Raw genomic sequence first — 17,199 nt, 5'->3', positions numbered from 1 at the left:
AGTTATGGCTGTATTTTATAGATTTTCAAGCATGGCCTATTATTATTTTATTGCAATCTTGATGAGTTCTATCATTTGGATTCTTCATTTTAAATTAGGAACACCTGATCATGCAGTTTCTACTATACTAACAGTAATCTTTCTTACATATGGATTAATTTATCGTTTTTTTCGTAAAAATAGACTTCAAGTTTTTTTAGGACTCATTGCAATATCAGTGGGATATTACGGCTTTAAATTTTTAGCTATAGAAAACTATTCATTTATAAATGCGATATACTCAACATTTCGCTTGTTTATCTTAGATGTAGATCCAGTTTTTTCAAAGGAAGCTACAAAATTTATTAAATATCCTTTTGCTATAGAATTGGCGAGGTTTACAGCTGCCGCCTGTACAATCTCTACTGTTTTTTCGCTTGTTTATTCCTTTTTTAATCAATCAGTGAAGCTTCTATGGCACAGGGTATTCGGTGATCATATCGTCATATCTGGTTTTAATAGATATAGCAAAGCTTTAATTGAAAACTTAAGAAATCAACATAAACAAGTAATCTTGTTAGCGGAGGATATACCAGAATCTCAGAAAAAGTATTTACAGAGTCTAGGAGTCATTGTGTTTATGGGAAAACAAGGTGACTCACTATTGTACAAAAAGAGCAAGCTTCTACAAGCTGGAATTTTTATCATTTTTCATGAAGATGATTCCAAAAACTTAAATGAAGTTTTAGCTTTGGATGAGTATGTTGAGAAAGATTGGTCCCGCTTACGTGCTAAGCAAGTCATCCTTCACCTTGTTAATAGTCAATCCTTTGAACTCTTCGAGGATATTGAAGAGAATTTAGCAATTAATAGAATAGTAACGATTAAACCTATTAATCTTCATCGTCTCGTAGCCGAAAAAATTCTTGATGACTATCCTTTATATCAAGGGTATGAGGAGAGGCTAAAGAAAGAAAATGGGCAACCATTGCATTTGCTTTTTGTTGGATTTGGACAAACAGGGCAGCAGATGGCTGTTCAAGCAATTGAACGCTCACATTTTATTAATTCTAATTTATTGAAAATTACAGTATTGGATAAAGAAGCACCAAAGGTTCAAAAGCTCTGGTTTGATAACTATCCAAAAAGCAATAAATTCGTAAACATTAAGTTTCAGAAACTTGATATTGAAATAGAATCCATATACGAATATCTAAAGCAATCTTCTGTTGAATTTACGCATGTTTTTGTATGTCTAAAAGATGACTTTCAAGACTTAAAGGAAGGCATTGAATTAACAAGAAAGGTTCCAGAGCTCCCAATTTACCTAAAAATGAACGAAGAAGCCCAAATTAGTGAATGGCTTCAAAAGAATCAATCAAAATACGGAAAGCTGCGCTTATTTGGTGATTTACAGTCCGTCCTTAATTACGAAAACATAATTGATGATGTTCAAGAAAATCTGGCTAAAAAGGTTCATGAGGGCTATCAAGAAATCAAAAAAGCCGAAACAGGAAAAACTCCTGAAAAATGGGAAGATCTCTCAACTTTTAAGAAAGAATCAAACCGTAACCAATTAAATCATGCTTATGTGAAGCTAATGCTTCTGGAGTTACAGGCTGTGCAAAAGGAAAAAGTAGGAGTCCAAACTATCATTACGGAAACGCAATTCAAGAATTTAGCACTAAGTAAAATGGAAGCTATAGCCGCTGCTGAACACCAGCGTTGGAATACATTCCATTATTTAAGAGGCTGGGACACCCTTGACCATATTACCAAGGAACATGGTGTTAATATCCCTAATAAGCTACACGGATGTATCGTTCCTTATGACGACTTAGAAAGAATAAGTGTCATACGAGGGGAAAATTATAAGCAATATGATAGAGAAACGGTTCTAAACCTCTACAAAACCATGGATATGGCAGGGCTTGTAATTGTTCAAAGGGGTGAGGGCGCTGGTTCAATGTCCCAGTTGGAAGATAATAAAACTGCATAAGAAGTCGTCAGCATAGACAATGCTTAATTATGCTTTTGATTGTAATGATAGAAAAATAATAGACTGATAAACATGTATTATAATAGCCTTAATTCCTTGTTGGAATCAGGGCTATTTTCTACTAATTATATGAAAATGCGAAATAAACATCGTTAGTATTCTGTTTACATCTGCCTAATCTCTATCTTCTAGATTATTACTTGATATATGAGGGCAGTGTGTATAAGAATAAGTTGAATAATATCTATGAAACTGGTAATGAAGAGGGATGAATAATGAAATTCAAAGACTTTTTAATGCAGAAATATCAAATAAGTGAAGGCTCTGCTGAAGATTATGTCGGCCGTTTTAATGGAATTGTGAATAGAGGGTTATATAAGGGAGAAAATGAAATAACTCCAATATTAAAAGCAGCTATAGAGAAAGAATTTCCAAAATCTAAAAATCATTATCTCCTTGCTCTCCAACGTTATGTTGAATATAAAAAAACAAAAGAAAAGTTTTAGAATTTTCTTAGACCAAAAAACGTAAGGACAAGGGACCGGACCCTATGTCAAAAGGAGAGACAAATGATTCATTTCTATTTATCAGATCTTTTATTACGCTGTCAATACAACTTAACAAGAACATTACTTATCCGTCATTCAATGAAGCATGAACGATTTATTAATGCTTATCGTGATGGATCCTTGAGGGAATATACACAAAAGCAATCTCCTGGTTTTTTTGATGGATATGATAGAGTAATTGTTTTCTCTGCGGATGAAGGGACAACTGCAAAGTATTTAAAGTCATATGAAGTACGACACGGAGAGGCTCCAAGTATATCTCCACAGTGTTCACCATTTTTACTAGAGTCATATAAAGATGAAATTATGCATCCCCTATTTGAAATTGAAGATGACCCTTTAATGACATATGAAAATAAGTTATCTATTGAATGGGGTAAGGCAGCTGTGAAATGGTACCAAAAAGGAACAAATGAAAAGCCTATTACGCAGCTAGTGAATACAAGTGAAGTTGTGTTTCCAGGATACGAAAATGTCATAGTAACGTATCAGGAATTAAAACAAATCATCGATAATCAGCAAACATATGCGAATTGGCATATCGCTTTAAGTTCAATAAATGCGATTTATGCAATAACGGACCGTTCAAACGGCAAAATATATATCGGCTCTTCATATAATAAAAACGGTTTACTTGGACGTTGGAAGGAGTATGCCACAACCATTCATGGAGGAAATGAAAAATTAAAGGAGTTATATACTCTCAACCCCACAGCACATTTGAATTTCAGTATATCATCTTAAAAGTTCTACCCAAAGACATCACAGCATTAGAAGCAGTTGAAATTGAAAACTCGTTTAAGAAAAAACTTCAGACAATTCCGTTTGGTTACAACAAAAATTAGGCAAAAATTAGGGACAGGTTCCTTGTCCCAGACTGAATAGAAGAATGCTATTTTATAACTAGAAATCATGAATATAGATATTGTCAACTGCCACTCTTGATGAAGATGTTACAAGGAGAAGTGTTATTATGCACTTCTCCTTTTTAATTGTCTTTTAGAAAAACACATTAAAAAATGTATCAGCAGCTAAGTTCGCTTATAATAATACTTAAGAAAAGAGAGGGGTCATCATATGGCAACATCAATCATGAACAACACCAACACTAATGAGCATTCTAATGAACTAGATTCTTATATAAAAATTATATCTATCATCTCCAAAATGCTTCCTAATATTGCAATGGGAATAAGCAATACGGAAGAATGGCTTGCGTATTATCCAAGTCCTAAAATTGATCTAGGAGCGAGGAAAGGAACCAAAATTAATCCTCGTGAACCGCTCGCAGAATGTATTAGAAATAATAAATCTATTAAAGAGGAGGTACCAGCGGAGTTCTTTGGTTTTTCTTTTACAGGACTAGCACACCCTATTGTTCATCGAGGGAAGGTCATAGGGGCTATTGCCATTCAACTGCAAGAGCATAATGAAAGAGAATTAAGGAAGATTTCGGATCAAATCGTATCATCCGTTGTTTCAACTAACGAGAGAATTGAAACAGTAGAAAAGGGAGCAGAGGGGTTATCAAATATTAGCCATCATCTGTTAAACCAATCTAAACTAGCATCTGAAGAAATGAAAAAAACAGATGATGTTATCACGTTTATTAAGAAAATAGCAGATCAATGTAATCTATTAGGCTTAAACGCCTCAATTGAAGCAGCTCGTGCGGGAGAAATGGGAAAAGGATTTGATGTAGTCGCTAAAGAAATTAGAAAGCTATCCAATGAAACAAGTTCATCTGCTGAAAAGATCCGAGAAACGATAAAAGATATACAGAAATCTATGCACGATATGGCATCATCTATAGAAAAGGTAGTAGCGGTCGGGAAAGAACAGGAAATCTCAACAGAAGAAATCTCAAAATATATCGATGATATCGAAAGGATGAGTAAAGAACTGAATATCTATGCTTCGAAGCTTTAGGGACAGGTTCCGTGTCCCAAATTCCTTACTGATTCAAGGTAGCTCATTTGTAGAAAGAAAGGGGACAAGGTACCTGTCCCTTTGGCATCTCTGAAAAATGGGACAAGTTGCCTGTCCCTATGTCCCTATCATGGTGCTATACTTAGCCTAAGAATACTTAGGGGGTAGGAATTTGAGGAGATTTTTGGGTGTTTTTGTTTTTTTATTAATCATTCCTTTTCTACAAATGAATGAAACAAACGCAGCAGGTAATAGTGGACCTGTTTATCTGGGGTTTGAACCAGCGGATTCAGTACTGGATCCTGATAAGCCCATTATTTATTTAACACGAAAAGGTGCCAATACTGTCTATTCTATTAATTACAAAACTGGAGAAATGAAGACGCTAAATTTGCCATATCCAACTACTAAATTAGAAATATATCAAAATAAACTGGTTCTAATTCAGCATAAAATGGCTCATGATAGCTATAACTTCGGTTCTTATAAGGGAGCAATTGCATTAGTAGATATAAATTCTTTTACGCTTGATCGTACATTTGATATTGTAGCAGATCCATATGATATCGCAGTGGATAAGGATGGCTATGTATATGTGTCACCTGGTTCAGGGCAATGGAATGCAATGAAAGTATACTCACTAAAAGATGGACAAGAAGTTCCGAATAATGAAAATACAGCTAGAATTTATGACCGGTCAACAATTTCTTATAATGCTGTTAATAATAAAATCTATACGATAACGCCTCATATAAGTCCTAGTGATTTAAACGCACTTGAAATAAATAAAGGAACAATTTTCTTTAAATATGACTCGCCTTATCATGGTGATTATCCTTTAACAGACCAGATGAGAATCACTCCGGATGGCCTTAGAATGTTTAATAATAGCGGAATTGTCTTTTGGTCATCTTCGGTGAAAATGGGGGATATGGTATTTCAGGATGATTTAGGAAAAAGGTACAATGATTATGCATTCAATACAAGTGATGATCATATGTATGCTGCAGATGTTAATGGTGGTATTGATGTATATTCGTATGAAAATAATGATTTACTTTATTCTATTAAAACAGGTAATGTAACGAAAATATTGCATTATAAAGATGGTTTTATCTCTATATATAGAGATGATAGTGGATATTATCTTGATTATTATTCTACTCTTGTGGAACTCAAAAATCCTACAAGCTATGATGGGCCTTATTTTACATCTATCAATCATAATCATCCAATAGCCAGACTTTATATTAAACAGCCAGTACCGCTATTAAAAAGAGCACCGAATGGATCCTACACAGTTTATAAACAACTAAAAAAGGGAGAATATTACCGTACATTTGGTATATTAGGAAACTACTATCATCTTGGTGGCGGCTATTATGTTAGACATGAAAAGAACAAAATGGGCCTTCTGATTGGTCGATTAGTTATACGCAAAGAAACAACCCTCTATTCTCCAGATGGTAAACCATATCGTAAAGTAAAAACAAATGAGTTAATTAGGGTGTATAACTATGATGATTATGAATTTGACGTCGGCGGCGGCTACTATATCAAAAACGACCGCAACGTAGCATTCTACGTAGGATTCGTATCCATGCTACAAGACACAAAACTATACGCACCATCAGGCGAAATCCACAAAACCCTAAAAAAAGGTGAATCCTACAGAGTCTACTCCATCGACGGCAACAAATTCCAAGTCGGTGGCGGCTACTACATCATCGACAACAAAAATCAGGTTTCGTATATGAAGAACTAGGGGACAGGTTCCTTGTCCCAGACTAAATTTGCTCACTGGGAGAATGCTTATCTGGGAAAACTAAACTCTTGATTGAGATGGAATTAACTTAAAATCTTACTACAAAAAAGCCAACTATAGCAGTTGGCTTTTCCTGTTCCTCAACACAATACACTCATTAACTTTCAGACTTCACCTTCCCAAATCATCAACCCATCTAAAAACAAATCAAAATTAGCAGCTAATTCGACAATCTTTTCATCATCAACATCAATAAAAATAACAGGAGGATTTTCTCTCGTTTCTCTATAATCAAGAGCAATCCATGAATGCCCACTTCCAGAGATCAGTACAATATTGGTCGGCAGATCCCATTCATTTATTAAATACTCACTGTCTAATATACTGTTTTCTTTACCAATCCCAAAGATATGATCCACATTTACATGATCATCAGCCCAGGATGTTGGAGTAGAACAAGGAAAAGAATCAAACTTAATATATCCCCCATTCTGCTCTTTTAAGATATTTATATATGAGTCCGGAAGCTTAACATTAAGCTTATCCTCTGCCTCTTTTACCATCGCATCTGTTAATGGCTCTAACCTGTAGTACTCATCATCTTCTTGCCATATACTGTTTACCACTTGATCACCTCATAGGGACAGGTTCCTTGTCCCATTCATTTATTCATATCACTAATTATATATTTTTTTCCGCATATCCAAAATCAATTTCTAGTGTACGAAACAATGGGCTTCCATATACATTAATCGTAGCATTCCCAAACTTTTTGCTTGTTTTCTCTTTCGGTTCAACCGCATAAGAATCTTTTATATGAGAACGAACCCATTCTTTTGCGTCATCAGGTTATATATGCTTTTCTTTTGAGCAGAAGATGATAAGGAAAGTTCAACATAGATAAGGCATTTTTACAGATTAATATATCTTAGCAAAGTGAAAAAATGATAGGATATAGGTATATGAGTAAATTTTACTATTTTTAGAATTTATAACTCAAATATTTTATTTTAAACTGATAAGGAGAATTCGATTTGTTGCCTTCATTTCTGACTAAGATAGCTATTGATACCGTTCTTAAGAAAGGCCCTTCAATTTCCTCTGTTTTAATTAAAACCGGAATTAGTATAATTGGGACAAAAGCAGCTGAGGAAAGTGTAAAGAGTTACATAAAATACAAACAGAAAAATAGAATGCTAGTAGCTGGAGATGTTATAGGGGTTAAACGGAAGACGAAGCACGGAGTTCCGTTTGAACATTATGGGGTATACATAGGTAATGATAGAGTGATTCACTTTACCTCTAAAGATTCGGATATCGACATGAAAAATAACGAAATCATGGAAACTGATATGAACCATTTTCTAAGGGAATCCGGTCGTTTTTTCATCTTGAACTGTGAGTATGCACATTCGTCTATCAAAAATTCTCCTATTACAGTTTCAGATATCAAAAATGGATCAGTTAAAACAATGGTAAGGCAAGCAGACCCGATGTATGATCTCATTAAAAATGTAAACTTATTTTTAGAGCTATACACGCTGATCAAAAAAAGACCTTTAAATACAAATGAAGAAACCATACAAAATGCAAGAAAATGTTTAGGGCAAAAAGAATATAATCTTGTTGTAAATAACTGTGAACACTTTGCTATATGGTGTAAAACAGGTGTTCATCAAAGTCATCAGGTAGAATCGTTTATAAAGCTGGCTACAAAAACATTTAAAACAATTTAAAGACGAGGACCTCCAGCTTGAAAACATTACAACAGAAAGTTCATTTAATAATAGATCTAAGGCTTCCTTTTTTGTATTATCATTTCCGTTCTAGCATTCTTAGGATGTGAATTAAGTATTTACACAATTTATCCTTTATAGTAAAATACTAACATAATATACATTTTAGATTTATATACGCTTTATATACTAGATTTTGAAGTTTTATATCTTTATATACGAATCTCTTTCTTTAAGAAGAGATAAAGAGAAAATATACAGTTTTTTTTACGAATCACAAATTTATAAGCTTTTTTAGCACCTTATAACAAGGGCTTATTTAATTATGTGGTTTGTGTCTCTGTATATTTCATTCTTTATCAAACATTAAAGGAGGAGATTTTTTTGTGTTCTCAATTCTAAACTAGTAGAAGCTTTGATAAAAATTTTATTTATTACCTACAATGGAGGGCTAAAACATGAAACCTAGATTTTTAAAGACATTCTTTCTATTCATCATTATTTTATCAAGCCAAATCGGTTGTTCTGCTAAAGAAGAGATTTCATCTCCACAAGTGAAAACTGAAGAAGTACATAAAGTGTTAGATCCTAAGAACATGACACAAGAGGAACTAAACACTTTAAGTGAGGAAGAAATCGATGTGATGAATGGGCCGGAGAATGGAAACCCGATTGAAATCAATAAAACGGTCACGGTCGGAGACTATGAGGTGCAGCTAAACCATTATTACTATACGTTAAATGGTATTTATACAAAATCATCTTTAACTGGACATGTATTTGCTCAGAAACCAAGCAGCAATGACGAGGGCTATGGGGTTCTCAATGTAAAGGTAACAAACCATTCCGGAGAGGAACAGCTTAGCACAGTATCATTTGATGTGATTACACCTAATGGTGAGGTGAAAAGTGGAGGAATTTCTGGAACAAATATTAAAAATCCGTTTAATAATGGCTCAAGTGTTATTGATGGTGGTTTTAAAGAAGGAAATATTGTATTTATTACACCTAAGGACAAACCGAACTTAACGTTAAGAATTAAGCAAATCTTTACCGATAATGGCGAGGATGCAGTAGCAGAGATTCCGTTGCCAGTGGAATAATAAGGTTGCCTCTTTGATATGAAGTCATAGAGGCAAGATCATATTTAATCGTGATGGATTTAAAGGAATCAACGAATTCACCCTACAACGTGTTAAATACAATAGGTACTTATAATGAAGCTAATGAATGTTAGTAATTTTCTAGTACAATAGTCATTAAAAGGAGGATTACAATGTTACTATATTATCAACTTCAACATCTAGTTATGATTCTTGTTATTGCCTTAATTGTTTCATTTTTAATAGGAAAATTGATTGGAAAACTCAATACAATTCCAACGCTTTTGAATATGGCATTTATTGGACTAGGTGACATTTTAATAAGAAGATACAAAACGGGGTTTTTATCAATTTTAGGAACGTTTCCTTTTGCTTTTGTTATCTACTTTTTCTATGAAATAATGCCTGACAGTTTCTTTCGAGAAATGATCGAAAGGAATACAGCTACATTTATTTTCACAATAAATCTCCTATATTCAGTCGGAGCAGCCCTATATTTAGCAGATTTAAGAATGAGAGCAGAGCATAAGGAGTTTTTGAAGTATAAGCAAGATACGATTGATAGCATTAACCGAGATACACAAATGCTAAGGGAAGCAAGACGTAAAAAATCCGTTTTATCTTGGTTGAAAGGAACGCAAAAAAATACTTATACAAGAGAAAAGGGAATTCAAGCGTTTCATTATTCATTAGATTATTGTATGAAAAATGGATATTCCATTTGTATGGATACTAACTTCTTCATGGAGATTGTAAGAAATGATGAGAAGTTATTAGATAAACTATTGAAAATGAAGAATAAAAGCATTTGGGTGTCTACCTTAATTCTTAATGAATTAGAAGATCTGAAACAAGGAGATACCTACTACAAAGTTCAAAAGGCAACTGCTTATTTAACCAGATTAAATGAAAAAGGGAAAATTCAGTATGTTGGACAAGACTCAACAGAGGATTTCAACAAGTACGTTCTTTCTAAAAATTTGAAACCGAGAGTTAATGATGATGTGATTCTTTGTCATTATCTCTATCAATTAGAAACTCTGAGAAAAAGGAAATTATCCATATTCAAAAAGCCAAAAATAATGTTCTTTAATGAAGATCGAATTGCCCTAAATAAAGCTGCCTCACGGGGAATGGATGTTGTGACATTATTTGATACAAATTTAGGAAGAGAAGCATAATGATACTAATTGAACCTTAATCTATTTAAAAGAGTTTTTCAGGAGGGAATCATGTTATCTACTATTCTGTTCATCTCATTAATTGTCGTTTTTGCCCTTTTTCTAATTGCTTTTACGTTCATTTTAGTAATGAGTGCTCTTAGTAAAGGCCCATCATTACGGAAATCGAAAAAGTACTTTAATGAAATTTACAAAAATAAGGGATTAAAGGAGATAAAATTTTATAGGGAAACGTTTAGGAACGAAAACTACGATGTTCCTATTTCTCGTGAAGAGGTTAATGAATTACTAAGGAGGGCTGAAGAAAAGCATTCTACAGCTTTAGTCGGAATTGAAGAAATATCATTCGAAGATCGACCCGAAGAATATCCTTATCAGATTTTTGCTTCTTATACTCCAGATAACGATGATCGTTCAAGTATCGGAGCAGTCATAAGGGTCTATCCACTAGAAAGAGATCCTGAAGAGAATATGTACAGGTTTTATACTGATGTAGAAAAGAACTACTATTGGTTAATTACCAAAGAAGAGGCTCGCGATGAGTTACTATTCTCCCTAGGACATGAAATCGGACATAACATAAGATATAACTTTGAAAGAAGACTCTTCGGAGACGAAATTGAAGACTATTGTGATGAATTCTCAAAACAAATTGGACAAACCACCTACGAACAAGACTATGTGAAAACTCGCAAACTATATAAGCGGGACGGAGGGACAGGTTCCTTGTCCCGGAGTTCTGTTTAGAATCATAGGTTGCGGGTCAGAGGGACAGGTTCCTTGTCCCAAAGTTCTCTTTAAAATCATAGGTTACTTTCTTTCAAAATGTGATCAATTTAACAATTTTTATGTTAGGCCTAACACAGAATAAAGAAGAAGTTTGCGAGATAATCATACTAGAGAAGAAAGAGTGAGGTATTTTCAAAATCTTGTATATTAATAAAATGTAAAATTTTCAAATTTGGAAAATAGTGTTTCTTACAACAGCTATGATTAAGGTTTAGTGCTTATGCAACAAGGCCTTGGCGAAAAGAGGAGGAATTGTATGGGTTCGATGTTTGGAGGAAATTGGGTAAAAGAATCATTAGGGATGCCCACTTTAGATGTAGTTATGATGGTTATGCTTGCAACAATGATTGTTAATGTCCTGTTATTCCGTTTTGGTGGAAAAAGGAGGAAGGATTCGATATCCTTTTTTTCATCATTAGTATTTGTAGGTGCAGGGCAATTTTATAAACGAAAATGGATAAGAGGATCGATTATAACTGGTTTGTTTGTAGGTTGCTCATTTTACAAGCTAAATGTTGGGGAAAGCTTTGCAGATAATATTATTGTGATTATGACCCTTGTTTCTCCAATTGAAGCCTTTGTGACAGGAAACGAAAGTGGTTCATCAGGGTATTCTAGCGGTGGTTCAAGTAGTGGTAGGAGTTCTGGGGGAAGCAGCTATGGCTTGGCTGACCAAATGGAGGATGAGCAATTAGGTCGTTTTCAAGATGACCTTCATGATATGTCGAATGATTACAACCATCATTATTAATAGGTGGGACGAGGGACCTGTCCCGTTGTCCCAATCCGGAGGAGGAAAAACAATGAAAAAACTAGGATTATCAATGGGTATTTTAACAGCTGTATTTTTATTAGTATTCTTACCAAATGCAGGACAGATTCAGGCTGCTGCAGATTCTCAAACTGCGACAACTATAAGCAATGAGCCTAACGAACTATTCTCTACAGCGACAGCGATAGAGTTAAACAAAGAATATGAATCTACATTTGCTGATGATGATTTTAGGAGGGATCCTAAAGATGTTTATAAAATAGAATTACCTACAAGTGGGCTTGTAACGGTTAATGTAGATAGTAAACATGTGAATGGATCAGTTTCCGTTTTGTTAACAAATGGTAAGGTGAATAATGAGTATTTAAATTATGTATCTAAACCTAGCGTGATGGAGGATGAAATTGGTCAAGTGGGATTGCCTGCAGGTACCTATTATCTTGAATTAGCTGCTGGTACAACTGATCTAGACGTTACATATCAATTTAGTGTTTCATTTGAAACTAGTAATTATTATGAGAAGGAAGATAATGATACCTGGGATATAGCAACCGAAATGGAGCTTAATAAGCGTTACAAGGGATTCTTTTCAACTCATCCAAGAACAGATGATGGTGATACATATAAATTCACCCTCCAAAAGGATAGTACGATTATTATAAAACATGCAAAATATCCAAATAGTTATGGAACATTAAGGATTTATGACTCGTTAGGTAAAGATGTTTTTAACGACTACTTGATTAACGATATACCATCATTAGGGAAAGATCGTGTAAATGAAGTAACGCTTAAGGCAGGATCGTATTTCTTAGAGGTTTCTGAGTTTCTTACACATACCTTGCCGAGCTTTCCCTATGAAGTAGAGGTAAGCGTGAAAGAAACAACATCTTCTGATGAATATCCATGGATAGGTCGTGTATTAATCCAAAAAGATGGCATGGCTCTATACAATCCAAACGGCAAAGTTCACCGTAAACTAAAAAAGGGTGAGGGATTAAAGGTTTACGAAATAGAAAATGACCGTTATCAGGTAGGTGGCGGCTATTATGTTCTTAAAGGTAGTGCAAAGGATACACTCTACTATTATGGACATGTGTGGGCAAAAAGTTCATACATGTATGTCTATACACCTGATGGTGACTTCTTTAAGAGGTTCCCATCAAGACAAACCGTAAGAGTGTATGGTATGGAGGATGGAAAATATCAAGTTGGTGGAGGATATTATGTAGTGCCTGACACTAATATTCAACTAGATCGCTAGGGGGACAGGTTCCGTGTCCCGATTTAATGGGGACAGAGGGACAGGTTTCTTGTCTCGGTCTAAAATTGCTGACAAGAAGGATGATTATCGACAGAAAAGCCAACTTTTATTGTTGGCTTTTTCTCTATTTTATCAAATGAACTCAGCTACTAATAAAATATGTAATATATGATGAGGATGTTTGAGGCAATGAACAATGATTGTATGCATTCTTTTATTTTGTTTTGGTAGGAAAAGGAGAAAAGTTTCGGCTTCTTAAATAAATAGTACTAAATATAAAAACTCTTAAAAGTCTTTCGTTGTATGGCGAAAGATCTTTTGGTAGTGAATGAAAGGATTATACTTTTAAAATTTTTCTCCATGACTTTATATAAAAAGTTTAATCCAAGACAAACAGCAAGGGTATATTCTGTGGAATATGGAATGTATCAAGTTGGTGGAGGTTATTTTGTAGATCAAGCAGCTCTTGTTAAATTTGATAGATGATAGATGAACATAGTAAATAGGTTACTTACATACTATTTGGTTTGGAAATGGTGGAATCTAATAAGAATCCTATAGAATTCAAATAAATACAAATAGCTCTGACTCTATTGAGACAGGGCTACTTATGTAATAAGGAAATGTGAACATGAAAATTGAATAAAGCCTAGACAAAGAATCTGTCCGAAACAGCTATATATTTCTATTCCTTTATCGTCTTAATAAATTTATCCAACCTAATGTTGCAGCTTCGTTAGACTTTCTAAGATTTATCTCTTGCATTTGCTGAACGATATTAATTTCTTTCATTTGTTGATCATGGCGTTTTTCTTGTTCAAATAAATTTAAAGCCTCTTTTAAAGAATCTGCTCTTTTATTAATTAAGTAGGATTCTAACTTTGTTAACGCATAATAATTAATATATGTTTTCGGGATATGTATAGGGTTAATATCCTCTTCAATTTCATTCATGAGCCTTTGTAATTCGTTAATCCTCGTTTTATTCTTTTTCACTCTTCTTTTTACACTTAATTTTGGTGCAATAAACAACAAATAAATTAAACCAAATAGAATAATTGCTTTCAAACCATCATCTAATGAGGTAAATGCAAGAATAAAGTAACTTATAAATATAATAAAGATTCTTGATTTGATACTAATTCCAATCATAGGATTTACGTAGTAATCTTGATACTCTGTGTGGAGCTTAGTATACTGTGTAACTACCTCCTTATAATGTTGAATTTCTGATAATAGTTCATCTTTTGATGCCATATAAATCTTCTCTCCAATCAATTGTAATACTTAAAAAAAACTAAATAAAAAAACCTAACAGATTTCCTCGTTAGGTTGCATGCTTCATATAATCTCTAGAAATTAGATTTATAGATGTTTTGCAACCCGACGATCATAGTGGGTTAAACCACCTTAGACTCGTAGCTTTGCGTCCCAATCTTTCAATTGGTTTGCCGTGAATATTTTTTTAATACTTTAGCATTATATCATTTATAGTAATAAAGGAACAGACCTCTTACCCTTTATATACTTGCCTCTATAGATTAAAGTTATTTTATCGTATAAAAAATTTAAATTAGTAAATATTCTGCAGGATTTCCCCAGATAATGTCGAAATGAACTCATATATCCGGTCTTATTTCCCCAACAGTATCACCTCATCATTTTTCCCATTAAATAATACTAAGATATAAGGAGGCCATGCCTTTGACAATAAAAATCTCAAGTGTTAGTTTAAGAGGTTTAGAAGGTTATAGAGTTCAAGTAGAAGTACAAGTTCGCCCCGGAGTGGAGTCAATGGTCATTGTCGGACTGCCAGATGCTTCTGTAAAAGAGTCAAAGGAACGTGTATTATCATCGATTCGAGCGATTGTTAGTTCAGGGACAGCTGAGAAGGTAGTTGTCAATTTATCACCATCAGAGCAGAAGAAAAATGGTCCGTTGTTTGATTTGCCTATTGCGATAGGAATTCTTAAGGAAAAGAATTATATAAAGGAACAGATTCCGCCCGACACCATGTTCATCGGGATTTTGTCGCTAGATGGGATGGTTGAAAGGGTTGAGGGGATGCTGCCTGCGTTAATTGCTGCTAAAAAATTGGGGTATAAGAAAGTTTTTCTTCCATACGATCCACGTGTCCCGATTGATATGTTAAACGGAATCGAGTGTGTTGTTGTTCAACATGTTCATGATGTAGTTAAGCTCCTATCTGGCGAGGCTCCTACACCGTTACCATCATTTACACCCTTTCCTAATCAGGAACCCTCATTCAATGACCATCAAAAGGATTTTTCCCACATCATAGGTCATCAATTTACAAAAGAAGCACTAGAAATAGCTGCTGCTGGAGGTCACTATGTTCTCATGAGCGATCCACCTGGTTGCGGAAAAAGAGTGCTTGCTGAAACATTTCCATCCATTCTTCCACCACTTTGTAAGTCGGCTCAATTAGAAGTAATAAGCTTATATCAACTCACAAACGAGAGACTGTATGATCCCCAAATGGCCCCATTTCGACATCCACATCATTCTGCCTCTTCCATCGCGATTATTGGTGGTGGTTCTTATCCAAAGCCAGGTGAAATCTCACTTGCTCACCATGGTGTTCTTTTCCTAGATGAAATGGCTGAATTTACAAAGAAAACCTTAGATATGCTTCGTCAACCTCTAGAAACGGGAAAGGTCACTATTAGCAGGGTGCACTCAACCGTTATATATCCTACTTCTTTTATCCTCATCGGGGCTATGAATCCTTGTCCATGTGGTTACCTCGGCTCTGCCTCTCACTATTGCACATGTACTCAAAAACAAATAAAAGGTTATCGCAATCGTTTATCAGGACCTGTTTATGATCGAATGGATATCCTGCTTTCGTTGAATTCTGTTAATCTCAATCAGGTCACAGGGAAGCAAGAAACATCCTCGGAAATGCGGGGGCGTGTAGAAAGGGCGAGGGAGATGCAATTTACTCGGTATCAAGAACAGGTTACAAATGCAAAAGTCCCTTATGATTTATTAATTAAAACCAGCCCTTTGATAGATAAACAGCAAAAAATAATAATGCAGGAGGCAAATAAAAATCTCTGGAGTAACCGCGTTCAAATCAAAATTTTTCGCTTAGCCAGAACGATCGCAGATTTAGCAGGAGAACGACAGATAACGGATGAGTCCGTATGGAAGGCTATTCAATTAAGACGAGCAGTTTTCTGGGAAATGAGGTGATTGTTATCCCAAGGATAGCAAGGAAAAAGAGTCGTAGCGGTATCTATCACGTTATGCTAAGAGGAGTAAACAAACAAACGATTTTTGAGGATGACGCCGATAGAATAAGATTTCTAGAAACCGTTAAAAAATATAAAGATCAACGCAAATATCTGCTATTTAGTTATTGTTTAATGGATAATCATGTTCATCTCTTATTGAAGGAGGAAACGGAGAGTATCTCGGAATCTATCAAGCGTATTAGCTCAAGCTATGTTTACTGGTACAACATGAAATACGACCGCTATGGGCATTTGTTTCAAGATCGTTTTAAAAGTGAAGTTGTTGAGAGTACATTTTCTTTTTTAAAGGTTTTAAGATATATACATCAAAACCCTTTAAAGGCGGGAATGACCGGGAATGTTTTCGAAAGTAAATGGACGAGTGTGAACGAGTATATTGTAAAGCCGGAAATTGTTGATATAAATTATGGACTTGATTTGTTTTCTAATGATAGAAGTGATGCTATTAAACTGTATAAAGAATATATGGGACAGCCAAATGATGATGAGTGTCTAGATGATCATGTGAGAATAAGGGTAACTGATAGTGAAGTGAAAGATTACTTATGTGAAATGGGGGTTACCCATGTGAGTCTTTTGCAACAGATGGACAAAGAAAAGAGAGATTTGATCTTAAGTAGGTTGAAAGAGATGAATGGAGTTTCAGTAAGACAGCTGTCGAGAGTGACCGGCGTGTCGAAGTCTGTGATTGATCGGGTGGGTCAGGTGCTATCGGGACAGAGGGACAGGTGAACTGTCCCATAATTTTTTCAATATAAATATATAGGTAAATTACTTTATTCAGATTTTTATAATATACTTCTAGCATTTACACGATATCACAATATGTAAC

Annotated in this window: 15 protein-coding genes and 1 riboswitch; of the genes, 13 read left to right on the top strand and 2 right to left on the bottom strand. The window is 34.6% G+C overall.

Translation table 11 applies throughout. The annotated features are described in order from the left end of the window. Positions 1–4: 4 nt before the first annotated feature. From D9842_RS18375 to D9842_RS18355, 5 genes are all read left to right on the top strand, one after another. Positions 5–1,978 (top strand): NAD-binding protein, encoded by a 1,974-nt coding sequence (locus tag D9842_RS18375; RefSeq protein ID WP_121663757.1) that lies wholly within the window; start codon positions 5–7, stop codon positions 1,976–1,978. A gap of 275 nt (positions 1,979–2,253) precedes the next feature. Then, positions 2,254–2,484: a hypothetical protein gene (locus tag D9842_RS18370; RefSeq protein ID WP_121663756.1), complete on the top strand. Its 231-nt coding sequence runs from the start codon at positions 2,254–2,256 to the stop codon at positions 2,482–2,484. Positions 2,485–2,547: 63 nt separating this feature from the next. Continuing rightward, positions 2,548–3,291, top strand: coding sequence for a GIY-YIG nuclease family protein (locus tag D9842_RS18365; RefSeq protein ID WP_257535904.1), 744 nt, complete (start codon positions 2,548–2,550; stop codon positions 3,289–3,291). A gap of 333 nt (positions 3,292–3,624) precedes the next feature. Then, positions 3,625–4,476, top strand: coding sequence for a methyl-accepting chemotaxis protein (locus tag D9842_RS18360; RefSeq protein WP_121663755.1), 852 nt, complete (start codon positions 3,625–3,627; stop codon positions 4,474–4,476). Positions 4,477–4,648: 172 nt separating this feature from the next. Next, positions 4,649–6,241, top strand: a complete 1,593-nt coding sequence (locus D9842_RS18355) for a YncE family protein (protein ID WP_121663754.1) — start codon at positions 4,649–4,651, stop codon at positions 6,239–6,241. Between the two features lie 164 nt (positions 6,242–6,405). Here D9842_RS18355 and D9842_RS18350 read toward each other — a convergent pair whose 3' ends face one another. Then, positions 6,406–6,867 carry an SMI1/KNR4 family protein gene (locus D9842_RS18350; RefSeq protein ID WP_121663753.1) on the bottom strand — a complete coding sequence of 154 codons (462 nt, stop codon included), beginning with the start codon at positions 6,865–6,867 and terminating at the stop codon, positions 6,406–6,408. 408 nt (positions 6,868–7,275) lie between these two features. On the opposite strand from D9842_RS18350, the gene D9842_RS18345 reads away from it, so the two are divergent. The 6 genes from D9842_RS18345 to D9842_RS18320 all read left to right on the top strand — a co-directional run bounded on the left by D9842_RS18345 (position 7,276) and on the right by D9842_RS18320 (position 13,086). After that, positions 7,276–7,977, top strand: coding sequence for a lecithin retinol acyltransferase family protein (locus tag D9842_RS18345; RefSeq protein ID WP_121663752.1), 702 nt, complete (start codon positions 7,276–7,278; stop codon positions 7,975–7,977). A 458-nt stretch (positions 7,978–8,435) separates the two neighbouring features. Further along, the gene (locus tag D9842_RS18340) at positions 8,436–9,080 is read left to right on the top strand and encodes a DUF4352 domain-containing protein (RefSeq protein WP_121663751.1); all 645 of its coding nucleotides are present in this window, start codon (positions 8,436–8,438) and stop codon (positions 9,078–9,080) included. A gap of 173 nt (positions 9,081–9,253) precedes the next feature. Beyond that, positions 9,254–10,261, top strand: a complete 1,008-nt coding sequence (locus D9842_RS18335) for a PIN domain-containing protein (protein WP_121663750.1) — start codon at positions 9,254–9,256, stop codon at positions 10,259–10,261. Positions 10,262–10,312: 51 nt separating this feature from the next. Beyond that, a complete protein-coding gene (locus D9842_RS18330) occupies positions 10,313–11,008 on the top strand; it encodes a hypothetical protein (protein WP_121663749.1) in 696 nt (231 codons plus the stop codon). A gap of 298 nt (positions 11,009–11,306) precedes the next feature. Further along, the gene (locus tag D9842_RS18325; protein WP_121663748.1) at positions 11,307–11,801 is read left to right on the top strand and encodes a hypothetical protein; all 495 of its coding nucleotides are present in this window, start codon (positions 11,307–11,309) and stop codon (positions 11,799–11,801) included. Between the two features lie 52 nt (positions 11,802–11,853). Then, positions 11,854–13,086, top strand: a complete 1,233-nt coding sequence (locus D9842_RS18320) for a hypothetical protein (RefSeq protein ID WP_121663747.1) — start codon at positions 11,854–11,856, stop codon at positions 13,084–13,086. A gap of 693 nt (positions 13,087–13,779) precedes the next feature. Here the strand turns inward: D9842_RS18320 and D9842_RS18310 are convergent. Beyond that, positions 13,780–14,343, bottom strand: coding sequence for a hypothetical protein (locus D9842_RS18310; RefSeq protein WP_121663745.1), 564 nt, complete (start codon positions 14,341–14,343; stop codon positions 13,780–13,782). Between the two features lie 117 nt (positions 14,344–14,460). Continuing rightward, positions 14,461–14,549, bottom strand: a riboswitch (cyclic di-GMP riboswitch). A gap of 241 nt (positions 14,550–14,790) precedes the next feature. Here D9842_RS18310 and D9842_RS18305 point away from each other — a divergent pair. After that, positions 14,791–16,305, top strand: coding sequence for a YifB family Mg chelatase-like AAA ATPase (locus tag D9842_RS18305; RefSeq protein ID WP_121663744.1), 1,515 nt, complete (start codon positions 14,791–14,793; stop codon positions 16,303–16,305). Then, positions 16,257–17,099 (top strand): transposase, encoded by an 843-nt coding sequence (locus D9842_RS18300; RefSeq protein WP_257535903.1) that lies wholly within the window; start codon positions 16,257–16,259, stop codon positions 17,097–17,099. The genes D9842_RS18305 and D9842_RS18300 overlap by 49 nt, the downstream gene beginning before the upstream one ends. Positions 17,100–17,199 lie beyond the last annotated feature (100 nt).

It is taken from the genome of Metabacillus litoralis, from assembly GCF_003667825.1.
GTDB lineage: Bacteria > Bacillota > Bacilli > Bacillales > Bacillaceae > Metabacillus > Metabacillus litoralis_B.
This window is presented reverse-complemented; position numbering and strand designations above follow the sequence as displayed.